Source organism: Anaerorudis cellulosivorans (assembly GCF_025943985.1).
Lineage (GTDB): Bacteria > Bacteroidota > Bacteroidia > Bacteroidales > Dysgonomonadaceae > Anaerorudis > Anaerorudis cellulosivorans.
In genome coordinates this window covers 61,359-84,574 of record NZ_JAPCWE010000009.1, presented here as the reverse complement: position 1 = coordinate 84,574, position 23,216 = coordinate 61,359, and the positions used below count along the sequence as shown (strand labels likewise).

Sequence of the window (23,216 nt, the reverse complement as noted above, 5' to 3'; positions counted from 1 at the left end):
ACCCTGCAAACCATACTCATTTCTTTGCAGAAGTTCTTCTCCCCTTTTTTTCGCTTTTGGTTTTGTTTTTATCGGCTTCGGCGATAATTTTTCGGCAATCTTCAAGTGATAGTTCTGTAGGATTCAATTCTTTAGGAATTTTGTAGTTCTCCTTTTCAAAAGCAATATAGGGTCCGTAACGCCCCTTTAAAATCTGAAGCCCGGGTTCTTCTGAAAATGTTTTTATTATTTTTTCTTTCTCTTCTTTTTCTTTGGCTTCAATAAGGGCAACAGCTTCTTCAGCCGTAATTTCGAGCGGATCCGCATCTTTGGGTAACGAAACAAATTTGTTGTCATAACGAACATAAGGGCCAAAACGACCTATTCCTACCACCATTTCTTTTCCGCGGAATTCGCCCAAATTGCGTGGTAATTCAAACAATTTCAATGCTTCTTCAAGGGTAATGGTTTCAATGGATTGTGACTTTTGCAATGGTGCAAACAAGGGTTTATCCTCCTCATCGGCTGTTCCGATTTGTGCCAACGCCCCATAGCGTCCGATTTTAACCGATACCCGACGGCCGGTTTTGGGGTCAACTCCCAATATCCTTTCTCCTGTTTTGTGTTCGGTTCGCATGTTTACTGTCTTCTCCACCGTAGGATGGAAAGTTTTGTAAAAATTGGCTATTGATTTATTCCACTGCATTTTGCCTTCAGCAATTTTATCAAAGTCTTTTTCCACCTCGGCAGTAAAATTATAATCCACTATATCGGGAAAATAATCCACAAGAAAATCGTTCACCACCATACCAATATCGGTAGGAACAAGTTTATTCTTGTCGGCTCCGGCCATTTCCTTTTTCAAGGCATCCTTTATTTTTCCGTTTTTCAACGTAATGACTGCATAAGTACGTTCTTCACCCTCCACATTTCGTTTTTCCACATAACCTCGTTGCTGAATGGTAGATATAGTAGGAGCATAGGTAGAAGGGCGGCCGATGCCCAATTCTTCCATTTTACGCACCAAGGAAGCTTCCGTATATCGTGGCGGACGCTGGGTATAACGCTCCGTAGCCGTTGTTTCCGTCATAAGAAGCCTCTCGCCTTGTTTCACAGGCGGAAGAATAGCACTTTCATTTTCTGCCTCTTCATCATCGGTCCCTTCGCGATACACGCGCAAAAAACCATCGAACTTAATCACTTCTCCGGTAGCCACAAACTTGCCTTCCACATTGGAAACACCAATCGTAGCGGTAGTTTTTTCCAGCTCGGCATCGGTCATTTGCGATGCTATGGTACGCTTCCAAATCAAGTCGTATAGTCGTTTTTCCTGCGAAGTTCCATTGATTTCGCGTTCATTGAGATAAGTAGGGCGAATAGCTTCGTGTGCTTCCTGAGCTCCTTTTGATTTTGTGGAATATTGTCGGGTTTTCGAATATTCATCACCATAAAGGTCTACGATCTCGTTTTTCGCTCCCTGTATGGCCAATGACGACAAATTTACCGAATCGGTACGCATATAGGTGATTTTCCCCGATTCATACAAGCGTTGTGCTATCATCATGGTTTGCGCAACCGAATAGCCCAACTTACGCGACGCTTCCTGCTGTAAAGTAGAAGTAGTGAACGGAGGAGCCGGCGATTTCTTAACCGGCTTAACCGTGATATCCTCCACGGTGAAATCGGCAGATTTAAGCTTATCCAACAAGGACAACGCCTCTTCTTTGGTTTTAAGGCGTTTATTGTATTCTGCTTTTATCTCGTATACTTTACCATTCTCTTCCTTCGAAAAGAGTGCTACAATACGATACGATGCTTCCGGCTTGAATTGTTGAATCTCTCGCTCACGTTCAACAATAAGCCTCACGGCTACCGACTGAACCCTTCCGGCTGAAAGAGCCGGTTTGATTTTTCTCCATAAGACCGGTGAAAGCTCGAAACCAACAATCCGATCCAATACACGACGGGCCTGCTGAGCATCTACCAAATTCTTATCGATGTCGCGTGGATTTTTGATTGCCTCCTGAATAGCCGATTTTGTGATTTCGTGAAAAACGATACGCTTCGTATCTTTCTTTTCCAGTCCCAACACATCGTAGAGATGCCACGCAATGGCCTCTCCCTCCCGGTCTTCATCAGATGCCAGCCAAACCGTATCGGCCTCTTTTGCTGCTGCTTTAAGTTCGGATACCACTTTCTTTTTATCGGATGGTATCTCGTATATAGGTTTAAAATCATTTTCGATATCGATGCTGAAATCTTTTCTTTTCAGATCGCGGATATGTCCGTAACTCGACAACACCCGATACTCTTTACCCAGAAATTTTTCAATAGTTTTTGCTTTTGCCGGCGACTCTACAATAACCAAATTCTTCCCCATTCCGTGCTTTTTCTCCTTTATATTTCGTATTTTAAATTATATTTTGTGTGCAAAAGTAGTAATTTTGTATCATCAATAAGTAATATTTTAAAAATTAGTTGCTTTCTTACACAGGAAAGGCATAATTTATTCAACAAAAGATTTTACAGTTCGACATACGTAAGTTCGGCATACAAGAGCTCATAGTCTCGCTCTGCCTCCAATACTTTTGTGATTCTTTCATAATAAAGCCTTTTTTCCGAAATATAATCCATAATCGAAATATTGCCCAAATCCAAGGCTTTTTCCAGGAGTTCGGCATTATCATATAATCTCATGGAAGCATGATAATCAAGTATCAACTGCTGCAAACCTTGGGCCTGCTGATATATTGCACGAAAAGCATCATAAAACTCTTGACGCATAGTAGCTGCATGCATTTCGGAAGCCTTTGCCTCACTTTTTGCCTGTTGCAGTCGCTGCGAATTTCTCCACAGCGGAACCGATATTCCCAACGTTACACCCTGATACCGCTCACCAACCACATTTTCCATCAGATAACCCACCGAAAAGCGGGGTAAATTTGCCTTTTTAGCTACCTTTATCCGATATGTGTTCAATTCCGATTCCTTATAGGCATACTTAAGCATCGGATTTTTCTGCTCCATCTGTCCAAACCATTGCTCAAAATCGGCGGGAAGAGGATGAAGATCGTATTGCGTACCGGTCAGTTCGACGGCAATTCCGCCATTTAGTCGTTTCAACTCCGAAAGAATCCGCTTCTGCTCGATGCCCATACGCGAAACTTCATGTTTTATTTCGGTAAGGTAGAGTTGCACATTGTTGTACGCCAGCGTACCGATATTGCCTTTTTCATACTGTTTACGGTATGCATCGGCCACATGCTCCACCCATTGCAGCTGCTTGTCTTGTTGATCTCGAAGAGCATTATTGTAAATCAGCTCGATACATAATTTTTTTGCCTCCAGCAATAAATGTGTTCGTTCCGACTGATGATTCAGTTCCACCAGTTCGTTTTCGCGTGAAACCACTTTTTTTTTCATTCCCGTTATCAAGGGGATATCGAAACCTTGTGAAACGTTCACGTCTTGTCGCTTGCCTATTTCATGCGGGCTTCCCCATAAATAGGCAAACTCCGCTTCCGGATCGTCAGGCATCATCTCTTCACGGTTGCCTTCGATCCGTGCATCGGCCTCTATGCGCAATGCTTTCAAGTTGCCATTATTTTGTTCAATGGAAGCCAGAATCCGATTGATTTCGTCATTATTGGCACTGATTGATATATTCAGGATCATCGTGCACAAAAACAGTATCTTTCTCATTGCTCATCATTTAATTTTTCCTGTTTCTTTTTGTCTTTGCCGGCAACAAAACCATACATCATCGGGATAATGAATCCGTTAAGAGCTGTAGAAGTAATTAACCCGCCCAGTATGACTTTAGCCATAGGACTTTGAATTTCGTTGCCGGGAAGATGTCCGCTTAAAGCCATTGGCACCAAAGCTAAAGCCGAAGACAACGCTGTCATCAGAATCGGGTTTAATCGATCGAGCGAACCTTGAACAACAGTATCGTGAACTGAAAGTCCTGCTGCATGCAGATCGTTATACCGATTCAGAAGTAACACGCCGTTTCGGGTAGCAATGCCGAATAACGATATAAACCCGATAATGGACGGAATGTTCAATACGCCTCCGGTAAAAAAAACAATAAACACTCCACCGATAAGCGACAAAGGTAGGTTTACCATTGCAATCGCGGCTTGCGGCCAACTTTTGAATTCTGCATAAAGCAATAGAAAAATCGTAAGGACAGACAACACCGAAGCCAAGGTTAGGGTGCGCGATGCCGATTGGGCGCTTTCGAATTGCCCGCCATACTCCACATGATAACCCTCCGGAAGCCGGATTTCGTTCTCGATGGTGTTGCGAATTTCGTCAACGGCCCCCTGCAGGTCACGCCCGGTGATATTTGCAGAAACGACCATCTTGCGCGAAACATTCTCCCGATTAATGGTATGAGGTCCTGCCGATGAAACAATATCGGCTACCTGGTACAAAGGCACTTTTTGTCCATCGGCATCCATTGCCAGATTACCGATAGCTTCTATGCTCTCCCTTTCCCCGTCCTTAACCCTCAGCATAAGATCAACCGAGCGATCTCCTTCATAAACCCGTGAAACCGGTTTCCCTTCCAACAACACACCAATTGCTTCTTTGAATTCGGGAAGCGTAATACCATATTTGGCAAGCATTTCCCGCTTGGGGACAATCTTTAATTGCGGACGTTCCACTTGTTGCGCAACATTAAGATCCACTACCCCATCGATTTTCGAAACGGCTGTTTTTATTTGATTGCCGATGCGGTACATCTTGTTAAGATCAGGGCCAAACAGCTTCACGGCAATATTTGCCTGAGTTCCGGAAAGCATGGCGTCGATTCGGTGCGAAACCGGCGAACCAATTTCGATATTCACACCGGGAATAACCTTCATTTTCTCCCGAATTTCGGCAATGACTTCCTCTTTCGTCCGTCCTTTCAATTCATAAGGAGCTTCTATTTCTGAAACATTTACACCCAACGCATGTTCGTCCAACTCGGCGCGCCCTGTTTTTCGGCCAACAACCTGAATCTCGGGAATACTCAACAAAATATCTTCAGCCATTTTCCCGATTTTGTCCGACTCGTCCAATGATACCCCCGGTAATGTACTCACATTGATCGTAAACGAGCCTTCATTAAACGGCGGCAAAAAACTCTGTCCGAAAGACAACAGCATGATAACAAAAACCACTAATGCCGCACCCACGCCAAAAAGTAATCCTTTTCTGTGTAGCAACACGCTTTCCAACAGGCTGCGGTAGATCGTTTTTAATTTACGCACCAAAAACGGATCCTTTTTCCGTGGATCACTTCTCTCGCTGCCCAGTAAATAACTGCATAAGACCGGCGTCAGTGTGAGCGAGACCACCGTAGAGGCAAACAATGCAATAACGAACGTCAAACCAAGCGGAATCAACATACGCCCTTCCATTCCTTGCAGAAAGAAAAGGGGAATAAAACTGACCACCACAATCAATGTCGAACTCCAAATCGGTCTGCGCACTTCGCGTGAAGCATTAAAAACAACTTGAAGCGCACTTTTTTTCTCTTTTTGCGGTTTTAATCGATTCTCGCGCAAACGTTTAAACACATTCTCCACATCGACAATCGAATCGTCGACCAATGACCCAATGGCAATGGCAAGACCACCCAAGCTCATGGTATTGATGGTCAATCCCATTAATTTCACCACCACAAAGGTGGTCAATACAGCAATCGGTATGGTAACAAGCGATATCAGCGTGGTGCGGGCATTCATCAGAAAAACAACCAGCACAATCACCACAAAAAGTCCACCCATCAACAGTGCCTCCACCACATTGTGAATGGCATTATCGATAAAACGCGACTGACGGTAAATATCGGTTGAAATATGTACATCGGGAGGCAAATTATTGCGAATATCGCTCAGCGAAGCATCGATTTTTTCCGTCAGTTTTTTCGTATCAACGTTGGGTTGCTTAGTGACGGTCAACATAACAGCCGGTTTACCGTTAAGCGATGCCACGCCCATGCGGGGTAGTTTCGCACCATTGCCAATTTCCGCAATATCTTCCAACACAACAGGGACGCCGTCAATTTTTTTAACCAGCGCCTTCCCCATCTCACCAATTCGATTTGTGGAAAGCATTCCACGAATGATATATTCGTTGCCGTATTCGTAAAGAACACCGCCGGAAGAATTAAGATTCATTCCAGCCACAGCAGCCATCACCTCATTCAATCCCACACCGTAGTGTTTCATCTTGTTCGGATCGAGAGCAATCCGGTATTCTTTCACATCTCCACCAAGAACCGATACCTGCGCTACTCCGCCCGTCGACAACAACCTCGGACGAATGATCCAATCTGCCAACGTACGCAGCTCTTCCATCGACGTAACGGAATCGGCAGTGAGCCCGATAATCATGATTTCTCCCAAGATAGACGACTGTGGACCTAACGTGGGATTTCCCACCTCGGTCGGTAATTGTTCGTTTATGGCCGACAGCTTTTCCGAAACAATCTGACGTGCTGTAAAGATATTCGTACCCCAATCAAACTCCACCCAAACTACGGAGAAGCCGGTAGTTGAAGAAGAGCGTACCCTCCTCACATCGGTAGCTCCGTTAACAGCTGTCTCTACAGGAAACGTCACCAAACGCTCCACCTCTTCCGGCGCCATACCCGGCGCTTCGGTCATAACAACCACTGTAGGCGCATTCAGATCGGGAAACACATCCACTTCCATTTTAGAAACCACAAAAGAACCCACAATCAGCAACAAAACCGCTATTGCCAATACCGTCACCCGATTATCGAGTGAAAAGCGAATCAATTTATCCAACATGACTTTCCCGCAATTTTAATGTGCATGCGAATGACCTTCGGGAATAACCGAAGCGGTTGCTGCCAATTTTACCTGATAAGTACCTTTCGTGACCACTCTGTCTCCTTCCTTGAGTCCGGATAAAATCCGTACCCGCTCTCCGTCACTCAATCCGATACGCACTTCCTGCTTTTTGAAAATCTCCTTCTCCAATTGCACGTAAACAAAATGAAGTCCCTCCTCTTCGGTTAATGCCGAAACAGGCACAGCAATGACATCCATCAGTGGCAACGACAACAGAAAAACCTCCACATACGAGCCGGGAATGATATCTCCCCGATTGTCGAAATCGAAGATAACCGGGATATAGAACGAATTATCATCCACTGACCGACCATAAGAAATCAGCCGTCCATTCAAGTCGGACAATTTATATAAGGTATCGCCGTAAGAGGGTTTAAAGTTTGCTCCCATAAGGGTGGGAAGTCGATCGGCATACTTTTCGGAAACCTCGGCACGAAGTTGCAACCGCTTATCGCGAGAAACCACAACAACGGGTTGCCCCACATCCACATAATCCCCTTTTTTAATGTACACCTTTTTTATATAACCTTCGATTGGCGACGAAACCGTCACCCCCGACGAGGTTACGGCCGAAGGACGGGCATTTTTTGCCTTTTCGTAACGCAGCCGAATTTGTTCGAACTCTTCTTGCGAAATCAACCGATCGGCTACAAGGCTTTTCGCCCTTTCGTATTCGCGCAAAGCCGACTCGTATTCAACTTCTGCCGCTACCGAAGGATCTCCGTTTACCATATTTTTGGCCGAAACCGTTACAAGAGGAGTTCCCGATTTTACGCTCATCCCCTCTGTTAGATATTTCCCTGCAAAATCAACCACCCCGGCCGACGCGGAAACCACCGTCGCTTCGTTGTCGGGAGTGGATTGTATTTGTCCGCTTACGTGAATTACTTCGGTAAACGACGACGGACTTACCGTTATTACCTCAAGACCTGCAGCCCGCGCTTGCTCTTCATGAAAAACAATTTCGCCGGCATGCAAATCATGTTCCTCCATACCTTCGTGTTCATGTTCGTGAACGTGGCGTTCTTCTTTCATTGAATGGCATCCCATCATAGCAAGGCATAATGCCGAAAAAAGAAAGCAGTTATATTTTCTCATTGATTTATTTTTTGACCGTAATATTTTATAAAGACAACATTTATCGTTTTCCCCGTTGAAGGGTACGAATTTCGCGAAGGTTCTACCCACCGATTAGCGGTAAAACCCTTATTTCAACTTGAATCGAATGAAATTAAGCGATAATCCCTTTGTTTTTAGGAAAGGAAAAGAGAATGAGAAACGGGAGGTGAACGCAGCGATCCAAATCGCCCCTTAAAGGCAGATCGATAAAGGTTAATGTAATCGGGATAAGAGATGGTTTTCCAACTAGAAAAAAGAGGCCCTTGTTTTTGCCCAAAAAACGAAAGCAATCCTTCGAAAAACGGAAAACGATCTATCGTAACGGACGTAAACAGCCACGATTTTGTTTCACTGTCGGATGTCGCCATATAAACACTTTCGGCCGGACAAGTATCATGAGATGAAGAGGGGGGAAGATGTCGATGTGTATGCTCGGCATGAACGTGGGCAGGGCTGAAAATAAAACAAATTCCCCCGTGCTCCGGATGATGATGCGGAATAAAACCGGCAATCAACAAAACAACCATTGCCGGGAAAAGAGGTAATATTGAGGGTTTCTTTCTCAGAACGACCAAAAAATTATACGGCAAATGTAAAAAATCATTTCTTGAAATCCATATTTAAATCCCTATTTTCGAAAAGTTGCCTTTACAAATAGGTTACTTCTACGCCATAAATTTGGGAAAGAGTCTCAACTAATCGGTCCGATTGCGATTTCCGAACGTACACAGTCATAGTGCAATCTTCTGCAAAATCTTGCTTCCACCTTACCCCTTCAATCTGTTTGAGCACACGCATCACATCGTTCAACAACGGATATGTAAAACGAATGGACAGGGTGTCGTCCACCGTCTTTTCGAAAATTTTTGCATCGGCAATAGCCTCTGCCGCTGCTTCCTTATAGGCTTTGATAAGACCGGAAGTACCCAACAATATCCCACCAAAATAACGCACCACAATAACCAATACATCAGTCAAGCCGGCAGCATGAATTTGTCCGAGAATCGGACGCCCTGCCGTACCTGAAGGTTCTCCATCGTCACTAAATCGGAAATCGGTACGCTCCCATCCCAACACGTATGCCCAACAAACATGCCGTGCATCGGCATATTTTTTTCGATATTCATCCACAATGGCTTTCGCTTCTTCTGCCGTTTCCACATGCAGGGCAAAAGAAACGAATTTACTCATTTTTTCCTTGACGCAACCTGAGCCTTCTTCTTTTATTGTTTTAAAAACGTCATCCTCCATAGCGCAAAAATACAACGATCCTTCCAATATACATAAATTAAAATCAACTGATTCCGTCTACATGAAAAAGAAGTTTAGAAAAGCCGATCCACGATAATTTTTACCCTCATCTTTATAACACGATTCAGGATATACATCAAAATTAATACAAACACACGTAAAGAATAACGTAAAAAAATCATCCACTCATAATTTTTTAGTATGTTTGTGGTGAACTTGATTCATTTGTTTTTGTTAAAACAAAATTCAAATGAATACATTTCGTTACGTTACTAAATTAAACAACAATGAAGCACACCAAACTTTTTGTCGTGTTACTATCCACCATCTTCATTTTCACAATGGGATGTCATCAGAAAAAAGACAATCAGTCACAAGAAAATGAAAGCGAATGGATTCAGTTGTTCAACGGAAACGACTTGAACGACTGGACAGTTAAAATAAAAGGATACGATGCCGGTGAAAATTTCGGCAACACTTTTCGCGTAGAGGACGGAATGATAAAAGTACGTTACGACCAATATGAGGCGTTTGACGATCGATTCGGACACCTCTTCTATAAAGAACCCTTTTCGCATTACATCATTCGTGTGGAATATCGTTTTGTAGGCGAGCAGTGCCCGGGAGCACCCGAATGGGCTTACAAAAATTCGGGAATCATGATTCATGGCCAATCACCACTGTCAATGGATAAAGATCAAGATTTTCCCGTTTCCATCGAAGTTCAGCTATTGGGAAGCGATTCCCTCGTGCAACGCCCCACACTGAATGTCTGCACACCGGGTACAAATATTGTCATGAATAATCGGTTGATCCTTGACCATTGCATCAATTCAAACGCACCTCCCGTCTTTGGAGAAGATTGGGTAACGGCTGAAGTAGAAGTGCGTGGAAATGAGGTCATCAAACACATCCTCAACGGTGATACTGTTTTGGTGTACAATCAACCTCAACTCGACGATAGAGATCCCAATTTCGAAAAATTGGAGGCATTAAACGGTGGAAAAATGTTGAATAAAGGTACTATTTCGTTGCAAAGTGAAGGACATCCATGCGATTTCAGAAAAGTTGAATTAAAAATAGTAAAAGAATGAAATTACGCCACCTTGTCACGCTGTTTGTTTGTGTGCTCGGTTGTTGTATTCTCCGGGGACAAACGCTTGAAGAAGCAAAAAAACTGTATTTGGAAGGACGTTATGCCGAAGCATTGCCAATCTTTCAAACGGAGTATCTTATAAATCCGACTGATGCTTCTCTCAATCAATGGTTGGGCGTATGTCTCTATGAAACAGGTAACGAGTCGGCTGCTGAAAAACACCTCGTTTATGCTTCACAAAAAAAGATTCCCGAAGCATACCTCTATTTAGGTGAGCTTTACACGAAAATGTATCGTTTTGTCGAGGCTGAAAAAGAGTTTGAAAAATATCGAAAAACAAAACGCCGCGATAAGGAAGCGTTGGCACGCTTGGAAGAAAAAGAAGCTTATGCAAACCAATTGAAACGTCTCATTAAACGAACAGAAGACGTTCAGATCATAGACAGCCTTATTGTCCCGAAAAGTAAATTTCTTTCCGCTTACCATTTGAGTGCTTCCTCCGGATCACTTGTACCGATGAACGAATTTTTCCACACTTATCCAAACTATACCCTACCCCTATTTGTCAACGAAAAGAAAGATAAAATCTATTTCTCGCAATATGATTCGCTTCAGGGACTCGATATCTGCACAATGGAGAAACTTCTAGACAATTTCGGAAATCAAAAAGTACTGCCCTCTCCTGTGAATGATGAGAAAGATCAGGCGTATCCTTTTGTAATGACAGACGGTATAACACTCTATTTTGCATCCACCGGACACAGTTCACTGGGAGGGTGCGACCTGTATGTAACCCGATATAACTTGTCATCCGATTCATATCTGAATCCCAATCAATTGAACATGCCGTTCAACTCGCCGTTCAACGATTACATGATGGTTGTAGACGAGGAAAAAAATGTCGGCTGGTTTGCAACCGATCGCTTTCTGCCTAAAGATTCGGTTTGTGTGTATACCTTCATCCCCAATATACAGGTGAACTTGATTGAGAGTAACGACGAAAAATACCTGATTAATCGGGCGCGCATTTCATCCATCAAAGATTCCTGGAAACCCGGGGTCGATTATTCGCCACTTATCGCTCTGGCGAAAGAAGAACAAGCGTTGAGCAAAAAAGAAGTAAAAGGTGATTTCGAATTTATTGTGGACGACGGACATACGTACTATAAACTATCCGATTTCAAAAGCCCGACAGCCAGAGAACTTTATTCAAAGGCATTGAGGTTGCAGGCTACGCTCGATCGCTATCAGAAAGAATTGTCAGTCAAACGAGACCAGTATGCGGAGAGCAATGCGGCAGAGAAAAACAACTTGGCCACCTCCATTCTGTCTCTCGAAAAAGATGCAGAAGCATTGTTTAAGGAGATTCAACAATTGATCTTGCAAGCCCGAGTTGAAGAAATAAGAAATATATCGCATTAAAATCTCACAATTAATACTAATCATGACATTTAATATCATCATTGTTGCGACTGTCATTTTACTTGGAATTCTATTCCTGCTTATCGAGATTTTTCTTCTCCCGGGCATCAGTATTGCAGGCATTGCCGGACTGGTATTTATCATTGGCGGCATCGCTTATGCCTATGTTTTTATGGGAACAGCTGCGGGAAATATTACCTTGCTGATTTCTGCAGCAATACTTGCAGGCGGATTTATAGGACTTTTGCGATCAAAAACCATGAAAAAAATCGCCTTGACCAAAGAAATCGACAGTACGATTGACACCGGCGACCTGAAAAAAATTCAAATAGGAGACCAAGGGATCACACTCTCGCGCTTAAATCCCATGGGGAAAGTCGGCATCAAAGGATTGGCAGTTGAAGGCAAATCGGCAGATGGAGAACTGATTGACGAGGGTACCCGTATCGAAGTCGTTAAGGTGAATCCATCGAATATCATAGTAAAAAGAAAAGAAACAACAATTGATACATCATTTTAATATCAGCACTATTAACACTCATAATACTCATCATTTATGCAATTCAGTTTAATCATCATTATCGCGGTAATCGTAGTTTTTATCCTCATTTTTTTTCACTATGTGCCGTTCTTCCTATGGATCAATTCCTTGTCGGCCGGAGTAAATATCCCCTTGATACAACTTTTTCTCATGCGGTTGCGCCGTGTTCCGCCACATATCATTGTATATGCCATGATTGAAGCACACAAAGCCGGCTTAAAAAACATTACACGGGACAATCTCGAAGCCCATTATCTGGCAGGCGGTCATGTCGAGAAAGTAGTTCATGCCTTGGTTTCGGCATCGAAAGCGAACATTGATCTTACCTTTCAAATGGCTACAGCCATCGATCTTGCGGGTCGCGATGTATTGGAAGCCGTACAAATGTCTGTAAATCCTAAAGTGATCGATACCCCTCCGGTTACCGCTGTAGCTATCGACGGAATCCAACTGATAGCAAAAGCACGCGTAACCGTACGCGCCAATATCAAACAACTGGTGGGAGGAGCCGGAGAAGAAACCATTCTTGCACGCGTGGGCGAAGGCATTGTTTCGTCGATTGGTTCTGCCGTATCCCATAAATCGGTCCTCGAAAATCCCGATTCAATATCCAAGCTTGTTTTGAAAAAAGGACTGGATGCCGGTACGGCTTTTGAAATTCTTTCTATCGACATTGCTGATATCGATATCGGAAAAAATATCGGAGCCGTTCTACAAATGGATCAGGCTCAAGCCGATAAAAACATTGCACAGGCTCGCGCCGAGGAACGCCGAGCCATGGCTATTGCTCTTGAACAGGAAATGAAAGCCAAAGCTCAGGAAGCGCGTGCCAAAGTAATTGAAGCAGAAGCCGAAATCCCTATCGCCATAGCAGAAGCTTTCAGAAGCGGGAATCTGGGGATAATGGATTATTACCGCATTCAGAATATCAAGGCAGATACCGATATGCGCGACGCTATTGCCAAACCTCAGGAAAGCGACGACAGGAAACAGCAACCCAAATAAACAAGCATTTTTTAAATGTTTTCCGACATATGAGAATTATACCGGAATCGGAATTGATTATTAATGCTGATGGGAGCGCGTTTCATCTTCACCTGAAACCGGAACAAATTTCGGATAAAATCGTGATGATGGGAGATCCGGATCGCGTAACGATCACCGCTTCTTTTTTCGACAGCGTTGAGCAGGAAGTACATAATCGTGAATTTCACACCATTACTGGCATGTACAAAGGAAAACGAATTACCGCTCTTTCGCATGGCATCGGAACAGATAACATCGACATTGTGCTCACCGAATTAGATGCCTTGGCAAATATCGACTTCGAAACACGAAGCGTTAAAGACGAATTCAAACCACTAACATTGGTACGGATAGGTACTTCGGGCGGGATGCAGCCACACTGCCCCGTGGGCTCGTACGTGATTTCGGAAAAATCCATTGGATTCGACGGCTTAATCCATTACTATGCCGACTCGAAAACGGTTCGCGAAGAAGATTTCGAAGAGGCATTCCGCAAACATGTCAATCCGTCGCCATACCTCTGTACTCCCTATGTGGTAAGTGCCGATGAAGAACTGGTCAATCGAATCGGATTCGATATGATAAAGGGAGTAACTATTTCGGCCGTAGGGTTCTATGGACCACAAGGTCGTTATGTACGCCTTCCGTTGGCCGATCCCGATATGAACACAAAAATCCAATCGTTCCACTACGGTAAGTATGTTATTACCAACTACGAGATGGAAAGTTCTGCGGTTGCAGGTTTAAGCAAACTTATGGGACACAAAGCCATGACCGTTTGCCTCATTATTGCAAACCGAGTTACACTCAACTCAAAAGTCGATTATAAAGGTTCGATGGAGGAGTTGATAAAAACTGTTCTCGACAGGGTATAAAAAGTATAAAGAAAATAAACAGTCGAATCAAAAATAAAATCTAAACACGAGATGAAAAAAGCTTTACTATTTTTATTCCTGGCCATAAATTTAGCTTCATGGTCACAACAAATCGAGCCACTGCCCATCGATCCGGACGTACGTAAAGGAACGCTTGAAAACGGTCTGACATACTACATCCGCCACAACAACTTACCCGAAAACAGAGCCGATTTTTACATTGCACAAAAAGTAGGCTCTATGCAGGAAGAAGATCATCAGGCCGGATTGGCTCACTTTCTGGAACACATGGCATTCAACGGCACAAAAAATTTCCCGGGAAAAAGCATGCTCGATTACCTGGAAAAAAACGGAGTAAAATTCGGAGCAAATGTAAATGCATATACCTCTTTTGATGAAACCGTATATTATCTTACCAACGTCCCCATGGTTCGGGAAGGCTTGTTGGACTCCTGCCTGCTGATCCTTCATGACTGGTCGAATGCGATTTCGCTTGAAACCGAAGAAATAGAAAAAGAGCGAGGCGTAATCCGTGAAGAATGGCGCACACGTGGAGGTGCACAATCGCGCATATTGGAAAAACTTCTTCCCGAAATGTACAAAGGGAGCAAATATGCCGACAGATTGCCCATAGGAAAAATTGAGGTGATCAACAATTTCAAACCCGAAGAGCTGCGCGCTTATTATAAAAAATGGTATCGTCCCGACCTCCAAGGAATCATCGTTGTGGGGAACGTAGACGTGGATCAGGTTGAAGCAAAAATCAAAAACCTTTTCTCTCCGATAGAGCTTGATCCAAACCGCCCAAAACGTGAATATTATCCTGTTCCCGACAACGAAGACCCCATTGTGGCTATGGCTACCGATCCTGAAGCGACGCGCATCAACTTGATGGTATTTTATAAACACGACCCTGTACCCGACGAGGTCAAACTATCGCAAGCCGGTTTAATGGTAAATTATATCAACAACGTAGTTTCTCAAATGATAAATGAACGGCTTCAGGAAATTGTCCAAAAGCCTGATGCACCGTTTACTTCGGCCTATGCCTATGACGACAATTACTTTATTGCGAAGACCAAAGATGCATGGACGGTGGTAGGAAATTCATCGGAAAACAAAATCAAAGATGCCTTGGCTGCCATGATTCGCGAAACAGAACGCATGAAGCGTTTCGGATTCACCGTTTCGGAATATGATCGAGCACGTGAAAATATGCTCAAAAGTTATGAGAATGCCTACAATAATCGCGACAAGCAACGCAATGCAAGCTACACGGGTGAATATCTCGGAAATTTCCTTAACAGTGAACCCATTCCGGGAATCGAATATGAATACGAAATGATACAAACCATTGCGTCGCAAATTTCTGTGGAAATCATCAACCAAACTGTTGCACAATTGATTGGCGATAAGAATGTGGTCATCTCTGTTTCCGGTCCGGAGAAGGAGGGAATAGCCTATCCAACAAAAGACGAATTGGTTGCCCTCTTTAACGAAGTAAACGCAGAAAAAATCGGACCTTATCAGGAAGAAATTTCTAATGAACCGCTTGTTCCTAATCGACCTGAACCGGGGAAAATTCGGAAAACGGAAAAAAACGAAATATTGGGCACTACCCTATGGACGTTGGGAAACGGCATGAAAGTAGTGTTGAAATCAACCGATTTCAAAAACGATGAAATACTAATGACTTCAACCAGTGAAGGGGGAACCTCTATTTATGCCGAGGAAGATCCCCTCAACAGCAAGGTAATGAATCAAGTAATGACATTGGGGGGAGTCGGCAACTTCAGCGTAACAAACCTTCGTAAAGTTTTGGCCGGTAAAAGAGCAGCGGCTTCTCCATCCATCAGCCTCACCACGCAAAGCATGAATGGCTCTTCATCCATAAAAGACTTCGAGACGATGTTACAACTGGTTTACCTGTACTTTACTGCTCCACGCAGCGATAAAGATGCTTTTGCTTCTTATATCCAACGTATGGAAACGCAGCTGAAAAACCAGGAAGCAGACCCAATGGTGGCTTTCAGCGATTCGGTAACCTATGCGCTCTATGGCAACAATCCGATGACAAAAAGATTAAAAGTGGATGATTTGCCAAAGATCGATTACGAGAAAATAATGAAAATGTACAAACAAAGTTTCAGTAATCCGGGAAGTTTCACCTTTACCTTTGTGGGAAATATCGATGAAGAAAAAGTGAAGCCGATAATTGAGCAATACCTTGCTTCGCTTCCGGGAACGCCAACGAAAACCGAATTTAAAAAGATTCCCATGAATTACCGCAAAGGATTGGTAAACAACTTATTTGAACGCGAAATGCAACTTCCTAAAGCGTCGGTATTTAATGGAATCACGGGCACTATCGATTTCACGCAAAAAAACCGAATGTTGATGAGTATGCTCGGACAAATTCTCGATATTGTTTACACCGAAAAAATCCGAGAGGATGAAGGAGGAACATATGGTGTTTATGCCGGTGGCGGAATTTCAAGGTATCCTAAAAATCAATCCCTCCTGCAAATCATGTATGATACAGACCCGGTGAAAATGGAAAAGCTAAATGCTATTGTTCTCGACGAATTGAAATTGATAGCAGCCAATGGCCCTCGGGAAACAGATTTCTCGAAGGTGAAAGAATTCATGAGAAAAAAATACTTCGAAAATATAAAAGAAAACAACTATTGGCTAAACATCCTGGACAACTATTATTTCTACGGTGAAGATGATCATAGCAATTATTTGAAAATATTGGAAAGTATCACGCCAAGCGATGTGAAAATCTTTGTAAAAGAATTTCTATCGCAAAACAACCGAGCTACAGTTATCATGATGCCGAAAGAATAAAAAGCGGTTTCATTCTTTTATATAAATACGTTTGACGCGAGGAGATACGGAAGTGAGAATCTCATAAGGTATTGTGCCGATGCTTTCTGCCAGATCAATAACCGATGGAGTTTCACCAAACACAACAACCGTATCTCCTTCGTTTGCTTCAATCTCGGTGACATCGATCATACAAAGATCCATACAAACGTTACCCACAATGGGGGCAAACTTGCCGTTAATAAGTACTTTGCCATTTCTGTTGCCGAATTTCCGATCGAGGCCGTCAGCATATCCGATGCGGATAGTCGCAATGCGGGCATCGCAATTGAGCTCTTCTTTTCTGCCGTATCCTACGGTTTCATGCCCCGGAATGTTTTTAATCTGCAAAATAGTGGTTTTCAACGTACATACGTTTCTCAACCCCTTCAATCCGCTTGCACTCACCCCGTAAAGTCCAATGCCCAACCTTACCATATCCCACTGAGCATCGGGAAAACGTTCTATTCCGGCCGAATTCAAAATATGTTTATAAACGGAATATCCCAACCCTTTTTCAATTTCTTCGGAGGCTAGCTTTAACGTCTCCACTTGACTATTCGTGAACTCATCAAAAATCCAACTTTCACTCGCAGCCAAATGAGAGAATACCGACTTCACATGCAAACCCTTTTGCGATTGCAATACTCCGAGCAATTGCGGAATCTCTTCCGGCAAGAAGCCCAATCGATGCATTCCGGTATCAATCTTAATATGGATGGGGTAATGGGTAATTCCCCGACTTTCTGCCTCTTTGATAAAAGCTTCAAGTATTCTAAAATTGTAAACTTCCGGTTCCAAATCATTCGAGAATAATTCTTCAAAACCGTTTACTTCAGGATTTAAAATAATAATGGGTAACGAAATGCCTGAAGAACGTAGCGCTAATCCTTCTTCGGTAACAGCAACTGCCAGATAATCGCAACGATGATACTGAAGCGTTTTTGCTATCTCCACAGCCCCTGCCCCATAGCCGTTGGCCTTAACCATACATATCATTTTCACACCGGGAGACAGCTTCGATTTATAAAAGTTGAAATTGTGTACTACTGCATCCAAATCTACTTCCATTACCGTTTCATGAATACGTTCTTCAATCAAAGCCGTAATTTGCTCAAAATGATATTCACGAGCACCTTTTACCAAAATAAGTTCGTTGTCGAAGTTTCTCCAAATTCCCGATTTAATAAATGCTTCTGTCGAAGGGAAAAATTGTTTTTCCATTTTGAAAGCGCTCGCATTGTCCGAAATATCGTGTCCGATACCGATCAATTTATCGACACCGCTCTGTTCTACCATTTCGGCAACCCTTTTGTACAGCGACTTCGGCATGATTCCTGTTTGAAGAATATCAGACAAAATCACCGTCTTTTTCATGGGACGATCCATCTTGCGCTGATTTTGAAAGTCGAGTGCAATTTTGATCGAATTAACATCCGAATTATAGGTATCATTGATAATGATACAATTGTTTTTTCCTTGACGCACATCCAAACGCATAGCCACAGGTTCCAACATCATCATTCGTTTGGAAATTTCTTCCGGATGAATACCCAAAAAAAGCAATACCGCAAGGCAGTGTATGGCATTTTCGATGGAAGCGTCATCGATAAAAGGAATATCCACCGAATGCTCAAAACGAAGAAAAGAATAATGAATGGTCGTCTTTTTTTCGTGTATCTCAATTTTTGAGATATACAATGGTGCATCGCTACGTTTTCGCGACCATGAAAAAGCTTTTTGCGAAAGCAACATCATATCGGCACACCGACTGATTAAATCGTTATCTTCATCATAGATAACCACGTTGCAATTAACAAACAATGTCATTTTCTCCATACATTTCTGCTGCAGAGAGGTAAAATTCTCCTGATGGGCTTCCCCTATTTTTGTCAGGATGCCGATTGTGGGACGAATAATCGGTTCTAAATATCCCATCTCGTCGGGCATGGAAATACCCGCTTCAAAAATACCGAGCTCAGTGGTATCATCGAGCTCCCAAACCGATAAAGGAACACCGACTTGCGAATTGTAACTCCGAGGAGAACGAACAATATTGAAATTGTCTTGCAAAAGTCGGTAAAGCCATTCTTTTACAATAGTTTTCCCGTTACTCCCTGTAATTCCGATGACCGGAATATCGAATCGGCTTCGGTGATAAGCGGCTAATTTTTGCAAAGCGCGCAACGTATTTTTTACATGCAAAAAATTGCTTCCGGGAAGATTCTCCCATTCCGGTAAACGCTTACTTACAACAAAATTGCGTACCCCTGCAGAATAAAGCTCCTTAATAAACGCATGCCCGTCGTTGTTTTTTGTTTCCAATGCAAAAAATAACGTATGAGACGGCGAACCGGAAAGCCTTCTGCTATCGATCAATAAGGTAGAGATTTCCGATTCGATTAAATTTACATTTTTCACACCCAAAATGGATGCAATTTTCGAAATTTTATAAGTCATAGCACCAATTATACGAGATTGAGTAAAGTTGAAAGTGATTCTGTCTCTTTTTCACAAGATATAAACGGATATTTTTCCTTGAACTGCACAAGTTTTGCTAATGTCTGCATAAGGAAATTGCGATATTCTTCGGTTTCGGGATTCAACGATTTATGGTTGAGTGCCCGATGGATGGGTTGCCATTCGGATATGATTTTTTCGGTTACAGGCGAAAAAAACGTTTCTCTAAAGCGCTCCCACAAATAACGAATAGTTATTTCGGAAGGATGAAACATATCATCGGAATAAAACCGATAATCGCGAAGCTCATCCATCACAATTTCGTAAGCAGGAAAATAATGCAGATTATCCCCACACAGCTCCATTAATTTGTCGATTGCCACATGCAAAATAGATTTGCTTACTTGATTTTCATGCGCCCCATCATTCCAATGACGTATGGGGCTAACCGTAAATAAGATTCTCACCGAGGAATTGATTTTGCATAAATAAGAAATAAGTTCAGACCATTCGCCAACGATATCGTCAACCGTTAAACGAAACCGATCAAACCTCTCCGCCGGATATTTGTGACAATTTCCTACGATCTCTCCCGTTTCACGCAATCGATAAACATATGCTGTGCCAAAAGTAATCAAAAAAACATCGGTTTGTCTTATACGGGATGCAGCGGCTGAAAAACGACTGCGAATACTTTCCAGACAACGATCCTTATCCGGATGAGAAAATGACCCGTGATGCAGGAAGCTGTGATACAATCCATCGCGAAAAACAAGATCAGTTTCAGAAAAAGTGCGGTTTTGCAACAATCGTTGCATCGCTGAAGAAATAGATAAAGGATTGTATAAAATGCCAAATGGATTTACATCTACATCGAATTTATTTTCGGACAACATCCTTCCCATATTTTCAGAAAAGCACGAACCGAAAAGCATCATTTTTGTAGAATGATGAATATCGATATCCGATTTTGAAATGGGAATGTATGTCCGAAATTCCATCGCATTTATTTTTTATACAAAAATAGCACAAATCGGATGAGAATGTAGCACAAATAATGATAATTTGCAAAAATGATCGGTCTGCAAATATCGGGAAAAGGGAGTGATACTATAAAGGGAGAGGATATAAAAAAGAAAAGGTTGTCTCACGACAACCAATCTTCATTGTTAACCTTAAATCTAATACCATGAAAAACACGATGCAAATATAGCCCTTTTTATGTTATAGAACATCATTCCTCGCCATAAAAGCCCAACATTTAATTTTGTTTAACACCAAAGAAGTCTTTAAAAGCATATTTCTAACGATTTTAACAATCAAACCACATACAATACCAATCCTTTTAAATATTCTCCTTCGGGATGATACATATTAACAGGGTGATCGGCCGGTTGGTCAAGTTGATGCAAAATACGAACACTTCTGCGTGATAGTGCTGCTGCACTAAAGACGGCAAGTCGAAATTGTTCCCTGCTAATGGCTTGAGAACAGGAAAAAGTAAAAATTATACCTCCCGGAGCAATTTTTTCGAATGCCGCAAGGTTTAGCTTTCGGTATCCCTGTAATGCATTTTTTATTGCTCCACGATGTTTGGCAAATGCAGGGGGATCGAGAATGATAAGATCATAGGCATCCTTCTCTATTTTTTTCAAGAACTTAAAAGCATCTTCCGAATACGAAGCATGCCGAGTATCATCGGCAAAATTCAATTTGATATTTTCATTTGTCAACATTACAGCTTTAGCCGAACTGTCAACCGAATCCACTTGTTGTGCACCGCCACGCAAAGCATATGCCGAAAAACCACCCGTATAACAAAACATGTTGAGAACACGGCGGTCTCTTGCATAGTTTTCCAACAATCTTCGGTTTTCTCGTTGATCGATGAAAAAACCTGTTTTTTGGCCTCGCAACCAATCGATATGAAATTTTAATCCATTCTCAACGGCAATCGGATTTACATTTTCTCCTCCCACAAGATATTCATTCTGAAATTCGGGATCGCCGGTGTATGATAACGTGGCTTCAGATTTATAAAAAATATGCACTACGGTTTGCGAAGAAACAACTTCCTGCAACGCTTCCACAATCAGAAGACGATCTTTATGCATACCAACCGAATGTGCTTGTATAACAGCCGTTTTGTCATAAATATCGATAATAAGACCGGGCAAATTGTCGCCCTCGCCATGCACCAAACGATAAATGGTATTATCGGGACGAATCAACCCTGCTTTTTGCCGTAAATGGTAAGCATCGGAAAGACGTTTGATATAAAAATTCCGATCGATGGGTTCATCCTCAAACGATAAAATACGTATTGAAATACTTCCCTCCTGATAATGACCTATACCGAGAAAAGTTCGGTCAGCAGCTAAAACTTTCACCACCTCACCTTCTTGCAACCCTTCGGATGTAGAAGCTATGGCTCCCGAAAATATCCAAGGATGAAAGCGGTACAGTGATTCATCTTTTTTGGGCTTCAGTATAATTTCCCCCCTATTTTTCATTATGACCTTCCTGTATTAAATGATTGTAAATGCGAAGACATGCCCATGCATCGAGTGCTGCATACGATTTTTGAGCCTCGCTAAGCTCGTTGGCTTCCCAATTGGATACACGCTGACTTTTGGCTATTCTCTTTCCAAAAAGAATGGCATATATCTTTTGTAGACTATTCTCTTCGATACCGTAATCATCAACAAAAGATTGCAGTTCAACAAAATTTTGTGGTTTTTTATCGGAGCGACGACGAATTGCAGCAAAATCGTCTTTGAGCGAAAGACCAATTTTTTTTATGTCGGGATTGCAAATAATTTCATCCAACAAATCGGGATAACCGATACGATTCAGTCGAAACAAAAAACACGTGTCTTCGCTCGAAAGTTGCAAAAGAGCGACTTTATGCAACCGCCCACGTTTGAATGAAGGTTTGGTTTCGGTATCGAAGCCGAGTATTTGTTTTGAGAGGAGATAATTTACCGCATCAGGTACTTTATTGATATCGTCAATCACTTCGATTTTCCCGTTAAACGTTTCCTTGGGAAGTTTTGCTATTTCTTCTTTTGTTATTGTTAATCCCACAAGCCATCCAAATTTAAATCTTCATCTCCGCTTTCTTTTTCAAACAAATGATCATCGAAATAATACAACGCATGAAGAGAGCGCATGACGTTTACCAACTTTTGTCCCCAATATGTTCTAAAATTTTCCACACAGCGACTGAGCGCATCATTCATCTGAGCCGTAAGATGATATTGATACACAGAAACAAAGTTTCGTATATCCTGATAAATATCGGCGATATCTTCTGAAATAGAGGCAGACACAGGCATATCACTGTATTTCATGTCTTCTACAAAAACATCCAAATAAATATCGTCTTCACCCATAATGGAAACCACTTTTGTTTCAATTCGCGCATAATCTTCTTCATTTACAAAAGTTTCCAATGGCTCATCATTGAGTTGAACCGTTTCCGGAAGAAGTGTCGCTTTCAGATACAGTAAAGGCAAAATTCGTATTATCTTACCTAACCATTCGTTACGACTTTTTACCTCATCTTTTTCGAGGAATGCACAAAACTCCACACAAACCGTTACAAATTCAATAACTGCGGGAGAATAAATGATTTTTTCGTTTTCGTTTTCAGCCATTTTTCGATTTTCAATTTCTACCTATATAAAGATAATTGGTTATGC

General features: G+C 42.3%; 17 protein-coding genes. 6 read left to right on the top strand and 11 right to left on the bottom strand.

Annotated elements, in window-relative coordinates; translation table 11 throughout:
* Positions 1-16: 16 nt before the first annotated feature.
* The 6 genes from topA to OLM34_RS06685 all read right to left on the bottom strand — a co-directional run bounded on the left by topA (position 17) and on the right by OLM34_RS06685 (position 9,224).
* The gene (gene topA / locus OLM34_RS06710) at positions 17-2,359 is read right to left on the bottom strand and encodes a type I DNA topoisomerase (RefSeq protein WP_264406106.1); all 2,343 of its coding nucleotides are present in this window, start codon (positions 2,357-2,359) and stop codon (positions 17-19) included.
* 143 nt (positions 2,360-2,502) lie between these two features.
* Entirely contained in the window at positions 2,503-3,681 is a 1,179-nt protein-coding gene (locus tag OLM34_RS06705; RefSeq protein ID WP_264406104.1) for a TolC family protein, read from the bottom strand.
* A complete protein-coding gene (locus tag OLM34_RS06700; protein ID WP_264406103.1) occupies positions 3,678-6,791 on the bottom strand; it encodes an efflux RND transporter permease subunit in 3,114 nt (1,037 codons plus the stop codon). The genes OLM34_RS06705 and OLM34_RS06700 overlap by 4 nt, the downstream gene beginning before the upstream one ends.
* Before the next feature lie 15 nt (positions 6,792-6,806).
* Positions 6,807-7,952: an efflux RND transporter periplasmic adaptor subunit gene (locus tag OLM34_RS06695; RefSeq protein WP_264406100.1), complete on the bottom strand. Its 1,146-nt coding sequence runs from the start codon at positions 7,950-7,952 to the stop codon at positions 6,807-6,809.
* Positions 7,953-8,107: 155 nt separating this feature from the next.
* On the bottom strand, positions 8,108-8,563 hold the full coding sequence (locus tag OLM34_RS06690) for a hypothetical protein (RefSeq protein ID WP_264406099.1): 456 nt from the start codon (positions 8,561-8,563) through the stop codon (positions 8,108-8,110).
* Positions 8,564-8,621: 58 nt separating this feature from the next.
* Complete coding sequence (locus OLM34_RS06685; RefSeq protein WP_264406160.1) at positions 8,622-9,224, bottom strand: IMPACT family protein; 603 nt, start codon at positions 9,222-9,224, stop codon at positions 8,622-8,624.
* Between the two features lie 287 nt (positions 9,225-9,511).
* On the opposite strand from OLM34_RS06685, the gene OLM34_RS06680 reads away from it, so the two are divergent.
* From OLM34_RS06680 to OLM34_RS06655, 6 genes are read left to right on the top strand one after another with little or no spacing between them, the layout of a single operon-like run.
* Positions 9,512-10,318: a 3-keto-disaccharide hydrolase gene (locus OLM34_RS06680; protein ID WP_264406098.1), complete on the top strand. Its 807-nt coding sequence runs from the start codon at positions 9,512-9,514 to the stop codon at positions 10,316-10,318.
* Entirely contained in the window at positions 10,315-11,742 is a 1,428-nt protein-coding gene (locus OLM34_RS06675; RefSeq protein ID WP_264406096.1) for a tetratricopeptide repeat protein, read from the top strand. The genes OLM34_RS06680 and OLM34_RS06675 overlap by 4 nt, the downstream gene beginning before the upstream one ends.
* A 22-nt stretch (positions 11,743-11,764) precedes the next feature.
* Positions 11,765-12,262, top strand: coding sequence for an NfeD family protein (locus OLM34_RS06670; protein ID WP_264406095.1), 498 nt, complete (start codon positions 11,765-11,767; stop codon positions 12,260-12,262).
* A 36-nt stretch (positions 12,263-12,298) separates the two neighbouring features.
* Positions 12,299-13,288, top strand: coding sequence for a flotillin-like protein FloA (gene floA, locus OLM34_RS06665; RefSeq protein WP_264406094.1), 990 nt, complete (start codon positions 12,299-12,301; stop codon positions 13,286-13,288).
* A 29-nt stretch (positions 13,289-13,317) separates the two neighbouring features.
* Positions 13,318-14,184, top strand: coding sequence for a nucleoside phosphorylase (locus tag OLM34_RS06660; RefSeq protein WP_264406092.1), 867 nt, complete (start codon positions 13,318-13,320; stop codon positions 14,182-14,184).
* 51 nt (positions 14,185-14,235) lie between these two features.
* Entirely contained in the window at positions 14,236-17,034 is a 2,799-nt protein-coding gene (locus OLM34_RS06655) for a M16 family metallopeptidase (RefSeq protein WP_264406090.1), read from the top strand.
* Positions 17,035-17,043: 9 nt separating this feature from the next.
* On the opposite strand, the gene OLM34_RS06650 is transcribed toward OLM34_RS06655, so the two are convergent.
* From OLM34_RS06650 to OLM34_RS06630, 5 genes are all read right to left on the bottom strand, one after another.
* Positions 17,044-19,512, bottom strand: a complete 2,469-nt coding sequence (locus OLM34_RS06650; RefSeq protein ID WP_264406089.1) for a bifunctional UDP-N-acetylmuramoyl-tripeptide:D-alanyl-D-alanine ligase/alanine racemase — start codon at positions 19,510-19,512, stop codon at positions 17,044-17,046.
* Positions 19,513-19,520: 8 nt separating this feature from the next.
* A complete protein-coding gene (locus tag OLM34_RS06645) occupies positions 19,521-20,513 on the bottom strand; it encodes a GSCFA domain-containing protein (RefSeq protein ID WP_264406087.1) in 993 nt (330 codons plus the stop codon).
* A gap of 318 nt (positions 20,514-20,831) precedes the next feature.
* Positions 20,832-22,025, bottom strand: a complete 1,194-nt coding sequence (locus OLM34_RS06640) for a class I SAM-dependent rRNA methyltransferase (RefSeq protein ID WP_264406086.1) — start codon at positions 22,023-22,025, stop codon at positions 20,832-20,834.
* Positions 22,015-22,599 carry a 3'-5' exonuclease gene (locus tag OLM34_RS06635; protein WP_264406085.1) on the bottom strand — a complete coding sequence of 195 codons (585 nt, stop codon included), beginning with the start codon at positions 22,597-22,599 and terminating at the stop codon, positions 22,015-22,017. Before OLM34_RS06635 ends, OLM34_RS06640 begins: the two co-directional genes overlap by 11 nt.
* Positions 22,590-23,171 carry a DUF5063 domain-containing protein gene (locus OLM34_RS06630; protein ID WP_264406084.1) on the bottom strand — a complete coding sequence of 194 codons (582 nt, stop codon included), beginning with the start codon at positions 23,169-23,171 and terminating at the stop codon, positions 22,590-22,592. Before OLM34_RS06630 ends, OLM34_RS06635 begins: the two co-directional genes overlap by 10 nt.
* Between the last annotated feature and the right edge of the window lie 45 nt (positions 23,172-23,216).